This window comes from Hymenobacter jeongseonensis (assembly GCF_015694725.1).
In the GTDB taxonomy this organism is placed as follows: Bacteria; Bacteroidota; Bacteroidia; order Cytophagales; family Hymenobacteraceae; genus Hymenobacter; species Hymenobacter jeongseonensis.
The window spans coordinates 293528-307995 of sequence record NZ_JADQDQ010000002.1 but is presented as its reverse complement, the minus strand read 5'-3'; the positions used below and the strand labels follow the sequence as shown (position 1 = coordinate 307995).

The following is a 14468-nucleotide window of genomic DNA, read 5'->3' as shown; positions in this document are numbered from 1 at the left end:
CTTTTTTCGTGGGTCATGCTGAACGCAGTGAAGCACCTTGTTAAGCATAAACAAGTCGTTCGGACGTGATAAGGTGCTTCAGTGCATTCAGGATGACAGCCGATTGTAGTTATTGCGGAAATTTTCACTGGCGGGTGTAATGCCGCGCCGCTGCCGCCGATTCACTCCCTGAAAAACTCTTACCCGCCGCATGGCCGCCGCCGTCCCGTCTGCTGATTTTGTTGCCGCGCTGAACGAATACCAGCCGCTGCTGCGGCGCGTATCCCGCCTCTACTGTCAGGACGCCGAAGACCGCCAAGACTTGTTTCAGGAAATGGTGCTGCAATTGTGGCGGGCATGGCCGCGCTATGTGCCGCAGCCGGGCGTCAAGCTCAGCACCTGGCTCTACCGCATTGCCCTGAACGTGGCCATTTCGAACCTGCGCCAGCGCACCCGCCGCCCCGCACCGGGCGAGTTGGACGCCGAGGCGCTGGCCGTGGCTTTGGCGCCGGAAACCGGCCCCGATGCCGAGGACCGGGCGGCGTTGTACCAAGCCATTGGCCGGTTATCGGAAGTGGACAAGGCCTTTATTCTGCTCTACCTCGAAGACCGGCCCTATGATGAAATGGCCGACATCCTGGGCATTACCCAAAACAATGTGCGCGTGAAAATGCACCGCGTGCAGGAAAAACTTCGCTCCTTTTTACTCCACACCGTCTGATGGAACTCGATGACCTCCGCCGCCAGTGGCAGCAGCCGGCGCCCGCCGAGGCGCCACCCGCGCTCGACACTGCTGCGCTGACTCAATTGCTGGCCCGTGGCTCGCGCAACCCCGTGAGCCGCATGCGCCGCAATGTCTGGTTTGAAATGGGCTTTATGGCGGTGTGTTTGCTGGGGAGTCTGGTGGTGCTGCCTTTCACGACGGAAGCCTTCACGCAAGCCCTGCTCGGCTGGCTCATTGTGTTGTGCGTGTTCAGCGGGTTTTACTACCGCCGCAAGCTGGCCGTGCTGCGCTGCCTGAGCGACTCCAGCGGGGCCCTGCGCGACTACGTGGCCCGGCAGCTGGCCAGCTTGCGCAGGCTCGTGCAGCTGTATTACCAAGTTACCATGTGGTCGTTGCCGGTTTCCTTTGGCATTGGGTTGGTATTCATCGCCGCCAAGCTGATGCAGAAGCTGGAAGGGCAGAAGTTGCTGCTATCCATGGGTATTTTACTAGGAATCTACATCGCGGTGGGAGTGCTCACTTTCTTCGGCTTGCGGTGGTTCACGCGCTTGTACCTGCAGCGCCTCTACGGGCGGCACCTCGACCGCCTCGAAGCCAGCCTGCACGAACTGCGCGACGAGCCCACTGCTTAAAATCAGCGACATTCTTCTACATTTAACCCGTTAACCAAACCTTCTTTTTCTGTGAAACCTATTCTTGAAGCCATTGACGTGCGCAAGGCCTACGCCGCGCACGTGGCCCTCAGCGGCGTGAGCCTTGCCATTCCGGAAGGCAGTATTTTCGGGTTGCTAGGGCCGAACGGCGCCGGCAAAACCTCGCTCATTCGCATCATTACCCAGATTACGGGGGCTGATTCCGGCGAAATCCGCTTCCGCGGGGAGCGGCTCAAGCCCGAGCACGCGGCTCAAATCGGGTACTTGCCGGAGGAGCGCGGCCTCTACAAAAAGATGAAAGTGGGCGAGCAGCTGCTGTACCTGGCCCAGCTGCGCGGCCTGACGAAGGCCGATGCCACCCAGCGCATCAAGCAATGGATAGCGCGGTTCGAGCTCAAAGATTGGGTGAATAAAAACGTGGAGGACCTGAGCAAAGGCATGCAGCAGAAGGTGCAGTTCATTGCCACGGTGATGCATCAGCCCAGCCTCATTATTCTGGATGAGCCGTTCTCGGGCTTCGACCCGATTAACGCCAACCTGATTAAGGACGAAATTCTGGAACTGCGCAAGCAGGGCGCCACCATCATTTTCTCGACGCACCGCATGGAATCGGTGGAGGAATTGTGCGACAACATTGCCCTGATAAACCGCTCGCGCAAGGTGCTCGATGGGCCCGTTGGCCTGATTCGGGACCAGTTTAAGACCAATACCTACGTCGTGGAGGGCAAGGGCAAGCTCATTTTGGTGCACCCCGATTTTGAAGTGGTGGAGCAAATGGAGCGCGAAAACGGCCATTTCTATGCCCGGGTGCAGCTGCACGCCGGCGTGCGGCCCAACGACCTGCTGCGCTACCTCATTGCCAATGTGGAAGTTGAGTCCTTCCGCGAGCAGATTCCGAGCATCAACGAAATCTTCATTCGCCGCGTGCGCGAAACCATGCCGGAGTCGCTGGTTGAGGAAACCGTTTAAAATCGTTTGTCAGGCTGACGAACCGAAGGTCGGCGTCAGCCAAGGAGGCATATTACTTACGGCTGCTTCCGCTTGCAATTCAAATTCCAGCAATATGGGCGCGATAAGGTCCTTCGACCTCGCTTGATTCGCGACATGCTCAGGATGACAAAACTAATAACCTCATGGCTTCCAAATTTTTACTCGTTGCCCAACGCGAATACTTAACCCGCGTTCGCAAAAAAGCATTTATTGTTCTCACGCTCGCGGTGCCCTTGCTGATGGCCGCCTTTGGGTTCATCGTGGTCAAAGTGGCTAGCTCCGACAACGACTCTACCGACGTGGTGGAAGTGCGCGACGACAGCGGCCTGAACATCGCCAGCCGCCTGGCCAACTCCACACAGCTACAGTTCGAACCATCCGCTGGCACGTTGGCCGAGGCCAAAAAAGCCTTTCAGAAAGCCAAGCACGCCGGCTTACTATACTTGCCCGCTGGGCTCGACGTGGAAAAGCCCGAAGGAGTGCAGTTCTACGGGAAAGGCAACATCAGTCTGAAGAAGCAACAGGCCGTGGAAACCGCCTTGAACAAGGCTTTTTCGGAGCTGAAGATGCAGAAATCGGGCCTCTCACAGGACCAGCTTGACCGCCTGCGCTCCAAGGTAAGCCTGCAGGCCATTAGCCTGGATGACACCGGCAAAGAAGCCGACAGCAACGCCTTGGCCACATCGGGCATGGCCTACGTGCTGGCGCTGGCCATTTACCTGTTTATTTTCATCTACGGCGTGCAAATTATGCGCGGGGTAGGGGAGGAAAAGTCCAGCCGTATTATGGAGGTAATGCTGTCTTCGGTGAAGCCGTTTGATTTGATGATGGGCAAGATTGTGGGCATCGCGGCCGTGGGTCTCACCCAGTTTCTGCTCTGGGGACTGCTGTCGTTTGGCGTGAGTTCGGTAATAGCACCCCTGCTGGTGAGCAAAATGGATAAAAAGGCCAAAACCGAAATGGCCACCAGCGCGAAGGCTAATCCGAACAACATGGACAACGGCCCGCAATCCGGCGGTGAAAAATTTGAACAGCAAATGAACGAGCAAGGCTCCGTCAAAGTGATGACGGGTCGTTTCAAAGCATTCGAAATCTTAGCTAACCTGCCGCTTGGTACCATTCTGTTTGGGTTCATCATCTACTTCCTAGGCGGCTACCTACTCTACGGCGCGCTGTTTGGGGCCGTGGGTGCCGCCGTGGACGACCAGACCGATACCCAGCAATTCATGCTGCCCATCACCATGCCGCTCATCTTGAGCTATATCGTGGGTGTCTCGGTTATTCTGCGCAACCCCGATGGCCCGGTGGCCTTCTGGATGTCGATGATTCCCTTCACGTCGCCTATTGCCATGGTTATTCGGCTGCCGTTTGGGGTGCCCATGTGGCAGCTGGCCTTGTCCATCGTTCTGCTTATACTCGGCTTCATCGGCACGGTGTGGGTAGCAGCACGCATCTACCGCGTGGGTGTGCTCATGTATGGCAAAAAAGTGACCTACAAAGAGCTGGGCAAGTGGATGTTTTATAAAGGCTAAGAGTCCTTGACGAACTTTTAGCGCCATAGCGCTGAACTTTGAACGTCATGCGGAGCTTGCCGAAGCATCCCTCTTGTGTAGTCTCTAATGACTAATGCAGGAGGGATGCTTCGGCAAGCTCCGCATGACGTTCATTTTTAACCATGGTTTCAATGTCCCGTTTCCTTTTGATTCTCTGTTTTGCCTGCACTGGTTTCGCCTTCACCGGCGACCGGCCGGCTTACCGCCTCTTCACCGCCGCCGGCCAGCCAGCCGACTACGACCAGATGCTAACCGACCTGGCCCAGGCCGACGTCGTGCTCTTCGGCGAGCAGCACAACGACGTGATGGCCCACTGGCTGGAGCTGCAAGTGGCCAAGGACCTCCAGAAACTCAAGAAGCCCGGCCAGCTGGTGCTGGGCATGGAAATGTTTGAGCGCGACGTGCAACCGCTGGTATCTCAATACGCCACTGGCGCGCTGGCCGATACCGCCTTTGAGCGCCAAGCCCGCCCGTGGCCCAACTACGACACCGACTACCGTCCGCTGCTGCTATTTGCCCGCGAAAACAAAATTTCCGTCATCGGTACCAATGCGCCGCGCCCTTTTGCCCAAGCCGTGGCCCGGGGCAGCCTCAAGGCGCTGGACAAGCTGCCCGCCACCGACCGCGCCTTGCTGGCACCGCTGCCGCTGAAGGTTGACTACGACCTACCGGGCTACAAGAACATGGCCGCCATGTTTGGCGGCGATAGCAAAACCCACGGCGGAGGCGCCCAGAACATCATCCAGGCCCAGGCTTTGAAAGATGCTACCATGGCCCACTTCATCCGCACCAGCCGGCAGGAGGGGCAAACGCTGCTGCATTTCAACGGCAGCTACCACTCCGACCACCACGACGGCATTGGGGCATACCTGCGCCAGTACGCGCCCAAGCTGCGCGTGCGCACCCTAAGCGTGGTGAGCCAGGAACAGCTGCAGCAGCTGGACAAGGAACAGGTGAACATTGCCGATTTTGTGGTGGTGGTGCCGGCCGACATGATTAAGTCCTATTAAGCGAGGCGCATCACCTCTTTCCTTCTATTATGATTTCGACCCAAGACTACCACGGGCTGCTTGATGCCGCTAATTTGAAAAGAATCGGCAAGGCCTTGGCCGTGCTTGATGCCATCAATTCGCCGGAGCTCGAATACCGCTACTACACCTATAACGCGGTGTGGGGCGAAAATGAAGAAGTGCTGGAAGTGAGCGACGGCGAAGGCGACCAGATGCTCATCTTGTTTCGCCCGGAAGGCTGCGTAATCAACGGCTACCTCGACGGCTACGACCAGCCCGACAAAACCCAGGTCACGCGCGGCCTGCCGGAGTATTTCGACGATTTCATCTTCGGCGAGCCAGTCAATTCCATTGGTACCACTTTTTGCCTGTGGTACACCGCCGCGCACGGCTGGCAAACCGGCCTGGTAAAAAACGAGGACGATGGCTCCGAAGAGCTGCTCTTCATGCTCGACGGCAACCCCGAAACCTACGCGGAGTGGGCCGACGAGTACTACGGCGAAGAAACCGACCGCTCGCCGATGGACGTGGCAGCTGTTGCCAAGATTTATCAGGGCGAAACGCTCACCAAGGCCACCGTCCTGGGTATTGTGGATGAGGTGGCCGACTGGGCGCAGCTAGAAGAGGACTTGCAGGCCATCGGTTATCCCTATGATTTCGGCTAGGTACCAAAAGCCGGTACAGTTTGTATCTTTAATCACGCCATTTACTTCATGTTATGCTGCTTAGAGAAGCCCGGATTGCCGATATTCCGCTGATGGCCGAGGTGCGCCTTTCAGTGAAAGAAAACGCGCTGAACACCCCGGGCGCGGTGACCTACGAAGACTACGTGGAGTACCTCACGCACCGGGGGCAAGGGTGGGTGGCGGAGGTTGAAAGCCGCATTGTGGGCTTCGCCATTGCCGATTTGCAGGGCCACAACATTTGGGCGCTGTTCGTGCACCCGGCTTTCGACCGGCAGGGCATCGGCCGGGCCCTGCACGATACCATGCTCCACTGGTACTTCAGCCAAACCGCTGAGCCCGTGTGGCTGGGCACCGCCCCCGGTACGCGGGCCGAAGCCTTTTACCGTAAGGCCGGGTGGCAGCAAACGGGCACTCGGGCAAATGGGGAGGTGAGGTTTGAGTTAGAAGCGAACCGCAAAGAGCAGTAGCCGCTGGCAGGAGTGCCGATTAATAATCAGTATTTAGAAGGCCGCTAAAATTTCATGCGCTGAATGCGTACGGCGTTTAAAATCGCGAGCAGCGCCACGCCCACATCGGCAAACACAGCCTCCCACATGGTGGCCAATCCGCCCGCTCCCAGCGCCAGCACCACGGCCTTCACCCCAAAGGCCAGCCAGATGTTTTGCCACACCACGGAATGGGTGGCGCGGGCAATGCGGCGGGCAGTAGCAATTTTGCTGGGGTGGTCGGTCTGAATCACAACATCGGCGGTTTCGATGGTGGCGTCGGAGCCGAGGCCGCCCATGGCGATGCCCACGTCGGCCAGCGCTACCACGGGCGCATCGTTCACGCCATCGCCCACAAAGGCCAGCCGACGTCCCGCACTGAGATACTGCTGCACATAGCGGGCTTTGTCTTCGGGCAGTAGGTTGCCGTGGGCTTCGGCAATGCCCAACTCCTTGGCCACGCGCTGCACGATGCTGTCTTTGTCGCCGGAAAGCATCACCAGTTTGGTAATGCCGTCGGCTTTGAGCTCGCGCACGGCTTGGGCGGCGTCGGCCTTGGGCGCGTCGGCCACGGTGAGGTAGCCGGCATATTGCCTTTCGATGGCAACGACGACGATGCTGTCTACCACTTGATCAACTTCGGCCGGATAGGGCACGTTAAATTTGGCCAGCAGCCGGGTGTTACCAGCCAGCACCTCCTGGCCCTCAACCTGGCCGCGCAGGCCGTGGCCCGCAATTTCCTCCACTTCCTCAACCCGGACCCCTTGCGCTGCCGTGCCCACGTGCGCCACCACGGCTTGGGCAATGGGGTGCGTTGATTTGGCTTCCAGCGCCCCAACCAGCCGCAGCAGCTGGGCCGCAGCTGTGCCCGGGGCTGGCTGCACCTGCTGCACGGCAAACACCCCCTGTGTGAGGGTGCCGGTCTTGTCCATTACCACGGTGTCGATTTCCCGCATGACATCCAGAAAGTTGGAGCCTTTGAACAGGATACCCGCCCGCGACGCGGCCCCAATGCCGCCAAAATAGCCCAGCGGAATGCTCACCACGAGGGCGCATGGGCAGGAGATGACCAGGAAAATAAGGGCCCGGTAGAGCCAGGTGCGAAACACGTAATCGTCTGCCACGAAGTATGGCACCACGATGACCAGCACGGCCAGCGCCACCACAATGGGCGTGTAAATCCGGGCGAAGCGCGTGATGAACTGCTGCGTTTTGGCCTTGCGGGCTACCGCGTCCTGCACCATGGCCAGTATCCGGGCCAGCTTGGTGTCCTGGTACGTGGCCGTCACGGTGAGCTGCACCAATTGCTTCAGGTTTATCATACCGGCCAGCACGGCCTCGCCCACCTGCTTGGTTTGCGGAGCCGATTCGCCGGTGAGGGCAGCGGTGTTGAAGCTGGCCGGGCCCGTGCTGAGAATGCCATCGAGCGGAACCTGGGCGCCCGGCTTCACTTCGACCACGTCGCCGAGCTGCACCTGGCTGGGCGCTAATACCAACGTTTGACCGCCGCGTACTACCGTTACCTCGGTGGCCTGAATTTCGAGCAGCGCCCGAATGCTGCGCTTGGCCCGGTTCACGGCCGCGTCCTGAAACAGTTCGCCAATGGTGTAGAACAACATCACCGCCACGCCCTCCGGGTACTCGCCAATGGCAAACGCCCCGATGGTGGCCAGGCTCATCAGCAAAAATTCATTAAAGACATTGCCCGACGGAATGCTCTGGATGGCCGAGCGAATCACCTTCCAGCCCACGAGCACAAAGGCCACGCCGTACCAGAGCAGCCGCACAACGCCCGTGAAAAAGGGCACCTCTTCTGGAAAATAGTCCAGCACCAGCCCCACTAGCAACAGTACCAAGCTCACACCGGGCCACAGGTAGGGGTTGGCCGTGGAGTCAGCGCCATGGGAATGCCCGTCGTGCGAGTGGCCTGCGTGTTCTTCCGGGGCCGCTGGCTGCTGTTTGGGCTGGGGCAGGGCCGGCGCATGGTCGTGGCCCGGCACGTCGTGCCCCTGCGGCGAGGCGGCGGCATCCGGGGTGAGTTGGTCGCGGGTGAGGGCGCCCGTGTTTTCGGGCTTCACCTGCTTGGCAGTGTTCAACTCTTCGCGGGTATCGGAGGAATCAGTCATTCGTTTGTCGGGGCTAGTCAGGCGTTGGCGCGGGGCGGTTCGCCAAGTCCTCTTACGCGCTTTTTTTCAGAAGCAGCAAATTAGGCTCGACATTAGTAGCCGGGCTGGCAACGCTGTAATTTCATTGGGTTTTGGATATTGGGTAAAGGCCACCATTCACCATGGAAAATTTGCCTTATGCTATAACTCCCTCTGCCAATGCCATCTATTTCTAAGTTTTTAAATTCCGAGTCCTGCTGAGCGCAGCCGAAGCATCGCTACTCCATAGTGACTCAATGAAGCGGTAGAGGTGCTTCGACTGCGCTCAGCAGGACGGGAACCATGTTTCTTTTAACTTCCAAACACGCGCAAAGTCTCTCGAATTGTTAACCAAAAAAAGCCCCAGCCAATTCAGGCTGGGGCTTTTTTTGCGTGTTGTGCTATTTGCCGTCGCCTGTTTCGGGCTTGACTTTCTTCATCGCTTCCGTCAGCGACTGCTGCAGCTTGGCGCCAGAGTCGGCCGCTGCCTTTACATCGATTTTATACTCCTTCTGAAGTTGTTCCCAGTCTTCAATCGGAATAAACACTCCGGTTATTTTGCCTTTCTCGTCCGACAGATATTTGATGTCCATGGCGTGCTGAATTAAAGTGAGCGAGTGATGCCGGTTGCCTCCGCAGCTGCTTGCTACTGGCCCGGATGATACGTTTTTTCGGCGTTGGCTTTTACGTCTTCCGGGTAAAAACGCACCTCCTTGAAGCGGCCGGTGGTGTACAAGTCGGCTTGGTCGGTGAAGTGCGACTGGCCGGGGCGGCTGTGCTGACCGCCCGTTACCACGGAACGGGCCTTGATGCGCGGCCCAAACTCCACTACGGCCACGAAGCTGTTGCCCACGGTGCCGTAGCGCTTCTTCGTGCCCGGGTAAGCCCGCGCCCCAAAAGCGGCCAGCGACCCCCACGACGACGACGTGAAAGCCACGGGCAGGCTGGGCTTTTGGTCGTCGTAAGTTTCCTGAATATTGCCCGTTAGGCGCTGGAAGCGGTTGATGTCGCCCCAAGGCGTTTTCCAAGTGCCAAAATAGCGGGTTAAGTCATCGAGGGCTTCGGCTAAGGCCGCTACTTTTTCCGGCGGGCTGGTGTTGGCCAGCGCAAACTTGGTGAAACTGATGTAGTCGAGTTGCGGCTGGGCTGCGGGCACGCGGGCCCGGGCTTTGGCCAGCAGCCGCTCGGCCCAGTAAATGGCCACGGTTTGGGCCACGGAAGTAGTGCTGTAATTGTGGTTCCAGGCCCGCAGCACTTCAATGGCTTCAGCCATGGCCGGGGCGTTGGTTTTCTCAACGGAAGTGGGCTGGTAGGCCGTGAGCAAGGCCGGCAGCATGTCGTCGAAGGCGGTGAGGTGCGGGTCGTTGGCAGCGGCAATCAGGGTGTCGAGCGTGAAAACGGGCTTGTTGCCCAGCACGCGCACGGCGTTGAGGCCGCGGTAGTTTTCAGCGTCGGGCGCCATGTACGAGGGGAATTTAGCGGGCGCCGGGCTGCTGGACCCCGCCACGGTAAACGGCGTCGAGTTGCAGTTTTGGATGAAGCCGCTGGCCGGATTGTGCACTTGCACCAGCTCCGTTACGCCGTGCAAGCCTTTCCATTCGGTGGCGGGGTTGCTGCCGTCCACGGGTTGGCTCCAGTCGAACTTGGCGTCGCGTTTCGGCATGAAGTTGCCGTGCCAATAGGCGATGCTACCCTTGCTGTCGGCGAACACGGTGTTGTTGGAGGCATTGCCGTTCAGCTTCATCACGTCCTGAAAGCTGGCGTAGCCGGTGGCTTTGGTGCGCAGGTACGACTGCTGCAAGGCGGCCAGCGGCTCGTTCATCATGCGCACCGCCACCCACTGGTTGTCGGCTTTCTGGCCCACAATTGGGCCGTGGTGGGTGCGGTATATAGCAAATTCCCGGCGCAGGATTTTGCCGCCGTCACGATAGGGGAGGGAGACTTTTTCAACTTTCACGGGCCGCAGCTTGCCGCCGTATTTGTAGAAAATGCCGCCGTTTTTCTTTTCAATGGTTTCGAGGTACTCGTCCATTGAGTCGGCCTGGCTGGAGGTGTGCATCCAGCCGCAATTTTCATTAAAGCCTTGGTACACAAAAAACTGGCCCCAGGTTACGGCGCCGTAGGCATTCAGGCCCTGCTGGCTCACCATCTGCACTTCCGAGCGGAAGTAGAACGACGTGTGCGGGTTGATGAGCAGCAAGGCGTTGCCGCTGGCGCTTTTGCCGGGCGCAATGGCAAACCCATTCGAACCCACCGGCTCCCGCTCGCGCTTCTCGAAGTCGGCATTAATCCACGAGCTGGATTTCTTCTGGCTGTAAAAAGCCTTCAGCCGCTCGATGCTCACCACGCTGATGTTGCCGCCAATGCTGCCTTCGCTGAACATGAGCGGCATCCAGGGCTGGAAGCGGCGCAGCAGCTTGGGCTTCACGGTGGGGTGGGTGGCCAGGTAGTAGTTGGTGCCGGCCGCGAAGGCGTCCAGCAGCTTCTTCATTTCCACCGGCGTCTTCTTGTAAATAGCGATGGCCTGGGTGCTGTCCATGAAGAGACGGGCGCGCAAATCGTGGTATAGTGCGGCCTCGCCCTCCACCTCGGCCAAGCGGCCAATGGCATCGAGGTAATTCATCTCCACCCGGTCGAAATCGTCTTCGCACTGCGTGTAGAGCAGCCCAAATACCGCGTCCGCGTCGGTTTTTCCATAAATGTGCGGCACCCCGTAGGTATCGCGGGTGATGGAGATTTGCTGGGCTTGCTTCTTCCAACTGGCTAGCTCCGGCGCACTGAATTGTTGCGCTTGGGCCGAGAAAGTTGTCAACAAGAAAAACGGCAGAAACAATGGACGCATAAGGTCTGGAATTGAAGTGATAGCCGCTGCGAAAGTAAACGAAAAAGCCCCGGCCATATGGCCGGGGCTTTTCCTACATATCAGCATAATTGGCCGAGGCGGCCAGCCGTTGCGGTTTACGCCGAGAACGACGAGCCGCAGCCGCAGGTGCTCTTGGCCTGGGGGTTGTTGAAGACGAAGCCGCGGGCGTTGAGGCCGTCCTGGAAGTCAACTTCCATGCCCAGCACGTACATGGCGTGCTTTTTATCCATGATGAGTTTCAGGCCGTCGAGGTCGTAGGTTTCGTCCGCGTCCTTGGCTTTGTCGAAGCCGAGCAGGTAGCTCATGCCCGAGCAGCCACCGCCCTGCACGCCAATGCGCAAGCCGTAATCGGCGGGCACGTTCTTTTCCTGAATGATATTCTTCACCTCGACCACCGCGCGGTCGGTGAGGCTAATGGGAGCGAGGGTGGCAACGGAAGCCATAATTAAAAGACGATTTAGAACGAGGTGGACGACAAAGATACAGCGGCCGCCGGAGTAGCTCGCGGCACCGCGTCTGCGAAAGAAACAGCAGTTGGGGGGCAGTGGTTCACGGCGTAAGTTTGCGGCCGCTGCCCGCCAGGCCAGCATGTGGCGCTGCTCGCATAAACCGGCAACAATTTCGTTCGCAGGTTGGTATCAACCGCTCTTCACCGTCTCACCGTAGGTTTCTTATGGATTCAACCACTTATTTCTTCGACCTGCTCAAAATTATCCTGCCGGCGCTCATCGTAGCCGGTGCCATTTACGTGCTTTTCAAGCAATTTCTGGAAAAAGAACAGCAGCGCCGCCTGATTGAGCTACGCCTGGAGAGCAACAAAACCACGCTGCCCCTGCGCCTGCAGGCCTACGAGCGAGTGGTGCTGTTCCTGGAGCGCATTTCGCCCAATAATATCTTGGTGCGCCTGAGCAGCGCCGGCCAATCCGCGCCCGACTTTCACCGCCTGCTCCAGCAGGAAATCCGGGCCGAGTACGAGCACAACCTCTCCCAGCAGCTCTACATCTCCGGCGACGCCTGGACCATGGTCAAAGAAGCCAAAGAAAACGTGCTCACGATGGTAAACCGGGCCTTCCACGGCATCCAGAACCCCGGCCAGGCCCGCGGCACCGAACTCGCCAAGCGCATCCTAGAAGGCCTGATGATGGATGGCGCCGAGCCTACTGCCCAAGCACTGGCCGTGGTAAAGAACGAAGCGGCTGGGCTGTTTTAAAGTGCAGTAGCTGTTTTGATGCTCGACAGCACATCATGCTTTGCCCAACCCATCATCAAAAAGCCCAGCCTTTGCATTGAGGCTGGGCTTTTTGATGACCAAAGCTATTGCTTTGGTCAAATGAATTGCTTGCAGTTACACCGTTATGCCCACCGCCTCAATGGCGCGCTGGTAGCATTCCTCATACAGCGGCACAATTTTCTCCACAGCAAACTCCTCGGCGCGCGCGCGCGCGGCGGCTTTGAAACGCGGTAGGTTCTCGTCGTCCAGCACAAAAAGGGCGTTTTTGACCATGTCTTCCACGTCGCCGATTTCGCTAATCATGCCCGTTACGCCGTGCACGTTGAGCTCGGGAATGCCGCCGGCATTGGTGCTCACCACAGGCACTTCGCAGGCCATGGCTTCGAGGGCCGCGAGGCCGAAGCTCTCGTTTTCCGACGGCATCAGGAACAAGTCCCCCACGCTCAGCACTTCCTCCACGGCTTCGAGCTTTCCCAGAAAGCGCAGGTCGCGGTGCACATCGAGGTCGCGGGCCAGTTTTTCCATGCGCGAGCGGTCCGGGCCGTCTCCTACCAACAGAAGCTTAGCTGGAATTTGCTTCCGCACGCCCACAAAAATCCGGAGCACATCTTCTACGCGCTTCACGGTGCGGAAGTTGCTGGTGTGAATCAACAGTTTTTCGCCTTCGGGCGCAATGGCGGCGCGGAAATGCGCTTTTTCCTGCTTCTTGAAGCGGTAAAGGTCGATGAAGTTGGGAATGACGGTAATGTCCTTTTCCACCGCGAAGTACTCGTAGGTTTCGCGTCGCAAGTCAGCCGAAACTGACGTAACGCCGTCGCTCTGGTTGATGCTGAAGGTCACCACCGGCTCAAAGTTGGGGTCTTTGCCCACCAGCGTGATGTCGGTGCCGTGTAGCGTGGTCACCACCGGAATCTGAATGCCCCGGGCTCGCAAAATCTGCTTGGCCATAAACGCCGCCGAAGCGTGCGGAATGGCATAGTGCACGTGCAGCACGTCGAGCTTTTCGTTCTGCACGATGTCAACCATCTTGCTGGTCAGCGCCAACTCATAAGGCGGAAACTGGAAGAGCGGATACGCCGGCACATACACCTCGTGGTAAAAGAGGTTTTCGTTGAAGAAATCCAGCCGCACCGGCTGGCTGTAGGTAATAAAGTGTACCCGGTGCCCGCGCTGGGCCAGGGCTTTGCCCAATTCAGTGGCCACCACGCCGGAGCCGCCAAACGTGGGATAACAAACGATGCCGATGTTCATAGGAGAGCTAACGCGAAAATGGGCCTCGCGTTTTGCCTAACCAGATTTGGCCCGGGATGTTGGCGTCGACGCGAAATTGTTGGTAAATACCCCAACCAGCGCCGATAGTTGCTCTTATTTCCTGTGTCAAGTATTTTCCCAAGCCGCTAGAGAGCGAAGAAGTAGGTGCCCGTAAGCTGGATTCCTCGATTGTAAGCCGCGTCGCGAGCGAAATCATGGCCGTAATCGTAGAGAAGAGAAGGCTCGGAAGAATGGAGATTGACCAGACCTAACTGGTAAGCCACTTGTAGTTGCGCGGGGCCCCGTCGATAGCCAATGCCCACGTTCACGCCCGCGTCAACGCGTGAGTTGTCGGTGTCGGAGCCGTAGCGAATTTTCTCGTTGAAATGGAGCGGCGCAAATTTGACGAATGGAGAATAATTAAGCGTAGTGCCCCGCCGCCGGCCTCCTATGCCCAACGCCGCGTAAGGCCCCCCAAATAGCTGGAAGTTGCTAATAGAGTAAACCACGTTCACGGGCAACTCCAGCCAATTGTAACGGTTGGTGCTGTGAGTATTGGAACCGCTCACGCCTGCGACGCCACTCATGGAAGTTGCGGCATCAAACTGCTCGCCTTTTTGTGAGAACAACAGGGTCGGTTGCAGGGCAAACCTGTCGAACGCTATTTCCAGCACTGCCCCCGCCTGCCAGGCATAAATGGCGGACTTATCAGCCGAGTAGCTAAAATTGGAGAAGCGAGTGCCGGTGTTGGCCGGGTCAAGGGTGGTAGTGGCCCGGTTGACGCTGCCGCGCAGGCCCAGCTTGAAAGAAGGTTGGGCCGAGGCCGTGGCCGCGCTCAAAACGATGGCCAATACAGAAGTAGTCAGTAGTTTCATGGAGCAATGCAGTTAAACTTCAAC

Annotated in this window: 14 protein-coding genes; 8 read left to right on the top strand and 6 right to left on the bottom strand. The window is 58.2% G+C overall.

The annotated features are described in order from the left end of the window. Positions 1-190 precede the first annotated feature (190 nt). From I2I05_RS04960 to I2I05_RS04930, 7 genes are all read left to right on the top strand, one after another. Positions 191-700 carry a sigma-70 family RNA polymerase sigma factor gene (locus I2I05_RS04960; protein ID WP_196281123.1) on the top strand — a complete coding sequence of 170 codons (510 nt, stop codon included), beginning with the start codon at positions 191-193 and terminating at the stop codon, positions 698-700. Further along, positions 700-1335, top strand: a complete 636-nt coding sequence (locus I2I05_RS04955) for a hypothetical protein (RefSeq protein WP_196281122.1) — start codon at positions 700-702, stop codon at positions 1333-1335. Before I2I05_RS04960 ends, I2I05_RS04955 begins: the two co-directional genes overlap by 1 nt. A gap of 51 nt (positions 1336-1386) precedes the next feature. Next, positions 1387-2325: an ABC transporter ATP-binding protein gene (locus tag I2I05_RS04950; RefSeq protein WP_196281121.1), complete on the top strand. Its 939-nt coding sequence runs from the start codon at positions 1387-1389 to the stop codon at positions 2323-2325. Between the two features lie 164 nt (positions 2326-2489). Next, positions 2490-3878 carry an ABC transporter permease gene (locus tag I2I05_RS04945; protein ID WP_196281120.1) on the top strand — a complete coding sequence of 463 codons (1389 nt, stop codon included), beginning with the start codon at positions 2490-2492 and terminating at the stop codon, positions 3876-3878. A 152-nt stretch (positions 3879-4030) separates the two neighbouring features. Continuing rightward, positions 4031-4909 carry a ChaN family lipoprotein gene (locus I2I05_RS04940; RefSeq protein ID WP_196281119.1) on the top strand — a complete coding sequence of 293 codons (879 nt, stop codon included), beginning with the start codon at positions 4031-4033 and terminating at the stop codon, positions 4907-4909. A 29-nt stretch (positions 4910-4938) separates the two neighbouring features. Beyond that, entirely contained in the window at positions 4939-5574 is a 636-nt protein-coding gene (locus I2I05_RS04935; RefSeq protein ID WP_196281118.1) for a hypothetical protein, read from the top strand. A 53-nt stretch (positions 5575-5627) separates the two neighbouring features. Continuing rightward, the gene (locus I2I05_RS04930) at positions 5628-6062 is read left to right on the top strand and encodes a GNAT family N-acetyltransferase (RefSeq protein WP_196281117.1); all 435 of its coding nucleotides are present in this window, start codon (positions 5628-5630) and stop codon (positions 6060-6062) included. Positions 6063-6106: 44 nt separating this feature from the next. On the opposite strand, the gene I2I05_RS04925 is transcribed toward I2I05_RS04930, so the two are convergent. The 4 genes from I2I05_RS04925 to I2I05_RS04910 all read right to left on the bottom strand — a co-directional run bounded on the left by I2I05_RS04925 (position 6107) and on the right by I2I05_RS04910 (position 11530). Next, entirely contained in the window at positions 6107-8206 is a 2100-nt protein-coding gene (locus tag I2I05_RS04925; RefSeq protein WP_196281116.1) for a heavy metal translocating P-type ATPase, read from the bottom strand. Positions 8207-8625: 419 nt separating this feature from the next. After that, positions 8626-8817 carry a hypothetical protein gene (locus I2I05_RS04920; protein ID WP_196281115.1) on the bottom strand — a complete coding sequence of 64 codons (192 nt, stop codon included), beginning with the start codon at positions 8815-8817 and terminating at the stop codon, positions 8626-8628. A gap of 53 nt (positions 8818-8870) precedes the next feature. After that, positions 8871-11066: a penicillin acylase family protein gene (locus I2I05_RS04915; RefSeq protein WP_196281114.1), complete on the bottom strand. Its 2196-nt coding sequence runs from the start codon at positions 11064-11066 to the stop codon at positions 8871-8873. 116 nt (positions 11067-11182) lie between these two features. Then, on the bottom strand, positions 11183-11530 hold the full coding sequence (locus tag I2I05_RS04910) for a HesB/IscA family protein (protein ID WP_196281113.1): 348 nt from the start codon (positions 11528-11530) through the stop codon (positions 11183-11185). Between the two features lie 230 nt (positions 11531-11760). On the opposite strand from I2I05_RS04910, the gene I2I05_RS04905 reads away from it, so the two are divergent. Then, positions 11761-12297: a DUF7935 family protein gene (locus I2I05_RS04905; protein ID WP_196281112.1), complete on the top strand. Its 537-nt coding sequence runs from the start codon at positions 11761-11763 to the stop codon at positions 12295-12297. Positions 12298-12432: 135 nt separating this feature from the next. On the opposite strand, the gene bshA is transcribed toward I2I05_RS04905, so the two are convergent. Both bshA and I2I05_RS04895 read right to left on the bottom strand, forming a co-directional pair. After that, a complete protein-coding gene (gene bshA, locus I2I05_RS04900; protein ID WP_196281111.1) occupies positions 12433-13569 on the bottom strand; it encodes an N-acetyl-alpha-D-glucosaminyl L-malate synthase BshA in 1137 nt (378 codons plus the stop codon). 146 nt (positions 13570-13715) lie between these two features. Then, positions 13716-14444, bottom strand: a complete 729-nt coding sequence (locus I2I05_RS04895; RefSeq protein ID WP_196281110.1) for an outer membrane beta-barrel protein — start codon at positions 14442-14444, stop codon at positions 13716-13718. Between the last annotated feature and the right edge of the window lie 24 nt (positions 14445-14468).

What these genes read in the sequence shown, in the direction of transcription:
- I2I05_RS04960 (WP_196281123.1), top strand. Translation starts at nt 191, where the DNA reads ATGGCCGCCGCCGTCCCGTCTGCTGATTTTGTTGCCGCGCTGAACGAA.
- I2I05_RS04925 (WP_196281116.1), bottom strand. Translation starts at nt 8,206, where the DNA reads ATGACTGATTCCTCCGATACCCGCGAAGAGTTGAACACTGCCAAGCAG.
- I2I05_RS04930 (WP_196281117.1), top strand. Translation starts at nt 5,628, where the DNA reads ATGCTGCTTAGAGAAGCCCGGATTGCCGATATTCCGCTGATGGCCGAG.
- I2I05_RS04905 (WP_196281112.1), top strand. Translation starts at nt 11,761, where the DNA reads ATGGATTCAACCACTTATTTCTTCGACCTGCTCAAAATTATCCTGCCG.
- I2I05_RS04915 (WP_196281114.1), bottom strand. Translation starts at nt 11,066, where the DNA reads ATGCGTCCATTGTTTCTGCCGTTTTTCTTGTTGACAACTTTCTCGGCC.
- I2I05_RS04895 (WP_196281110.1), bottom strand. Translation starts at nt 14,444, where the DNA reads ATGAAACTACTGACTACTTCTGTATTGGCCATCGTTTTGAGCGCGGCC.
- I2I05_RS04920 (WP_196281115.1), bottom strand. Translation starts at nt 8,817, where the DNA reads ATGGACATCAAATATCTGTCGGACGAGAAAGGCAAAATAACCGGAGTG.
- I2I05_RS04935 (WP_196281118.1), top strand. Translation starts at nt 4,939, where the DNA reads ATGATTTCGACCCAAGACTACCACGGGCTGCTTGATGCCGCTAATTTG.
- I2I05_RS04955 (WP_196281122.1), top strand. Translation starts at nt 700, where the DNA reads ATGGAACTCGATGACCTCCGCCGCCAGTGGCAGCAGCCGGCGCCCGCC.
- I2I05_RS04945 (WP_196281120.1), top strand. Translation starts at nt 2,490, where the DNA reads ATGGCTTCCAAATTTTTACTCGTTGCCCAACGCGAATACTTAACCCGC.
- I2I05_RS04940 (WP_196281119.1), top strand. Translation starts at nt 4,031, where the DNA reads ATGTCCCGTTTCCTTTTGATTCTCTGTTTTGCCTGCACTGGTTTCGCC.
- I2I05_RS04910 (WP_196281113.1), bottom strand. Translation starts at nt 11,530, where the DNA reads ATGGCTTCCGTTGCCACCCTCGCTCCCATTAGCCTCACCGACCGCGCG.
- bshA (WP_196281111.1), bottom strand. Translation starts at nt 13,569, where the DNA reads ATGAACATCGGCATCGTTTGTTATCCCACGTTTGGCGGCTCCGGCGTG.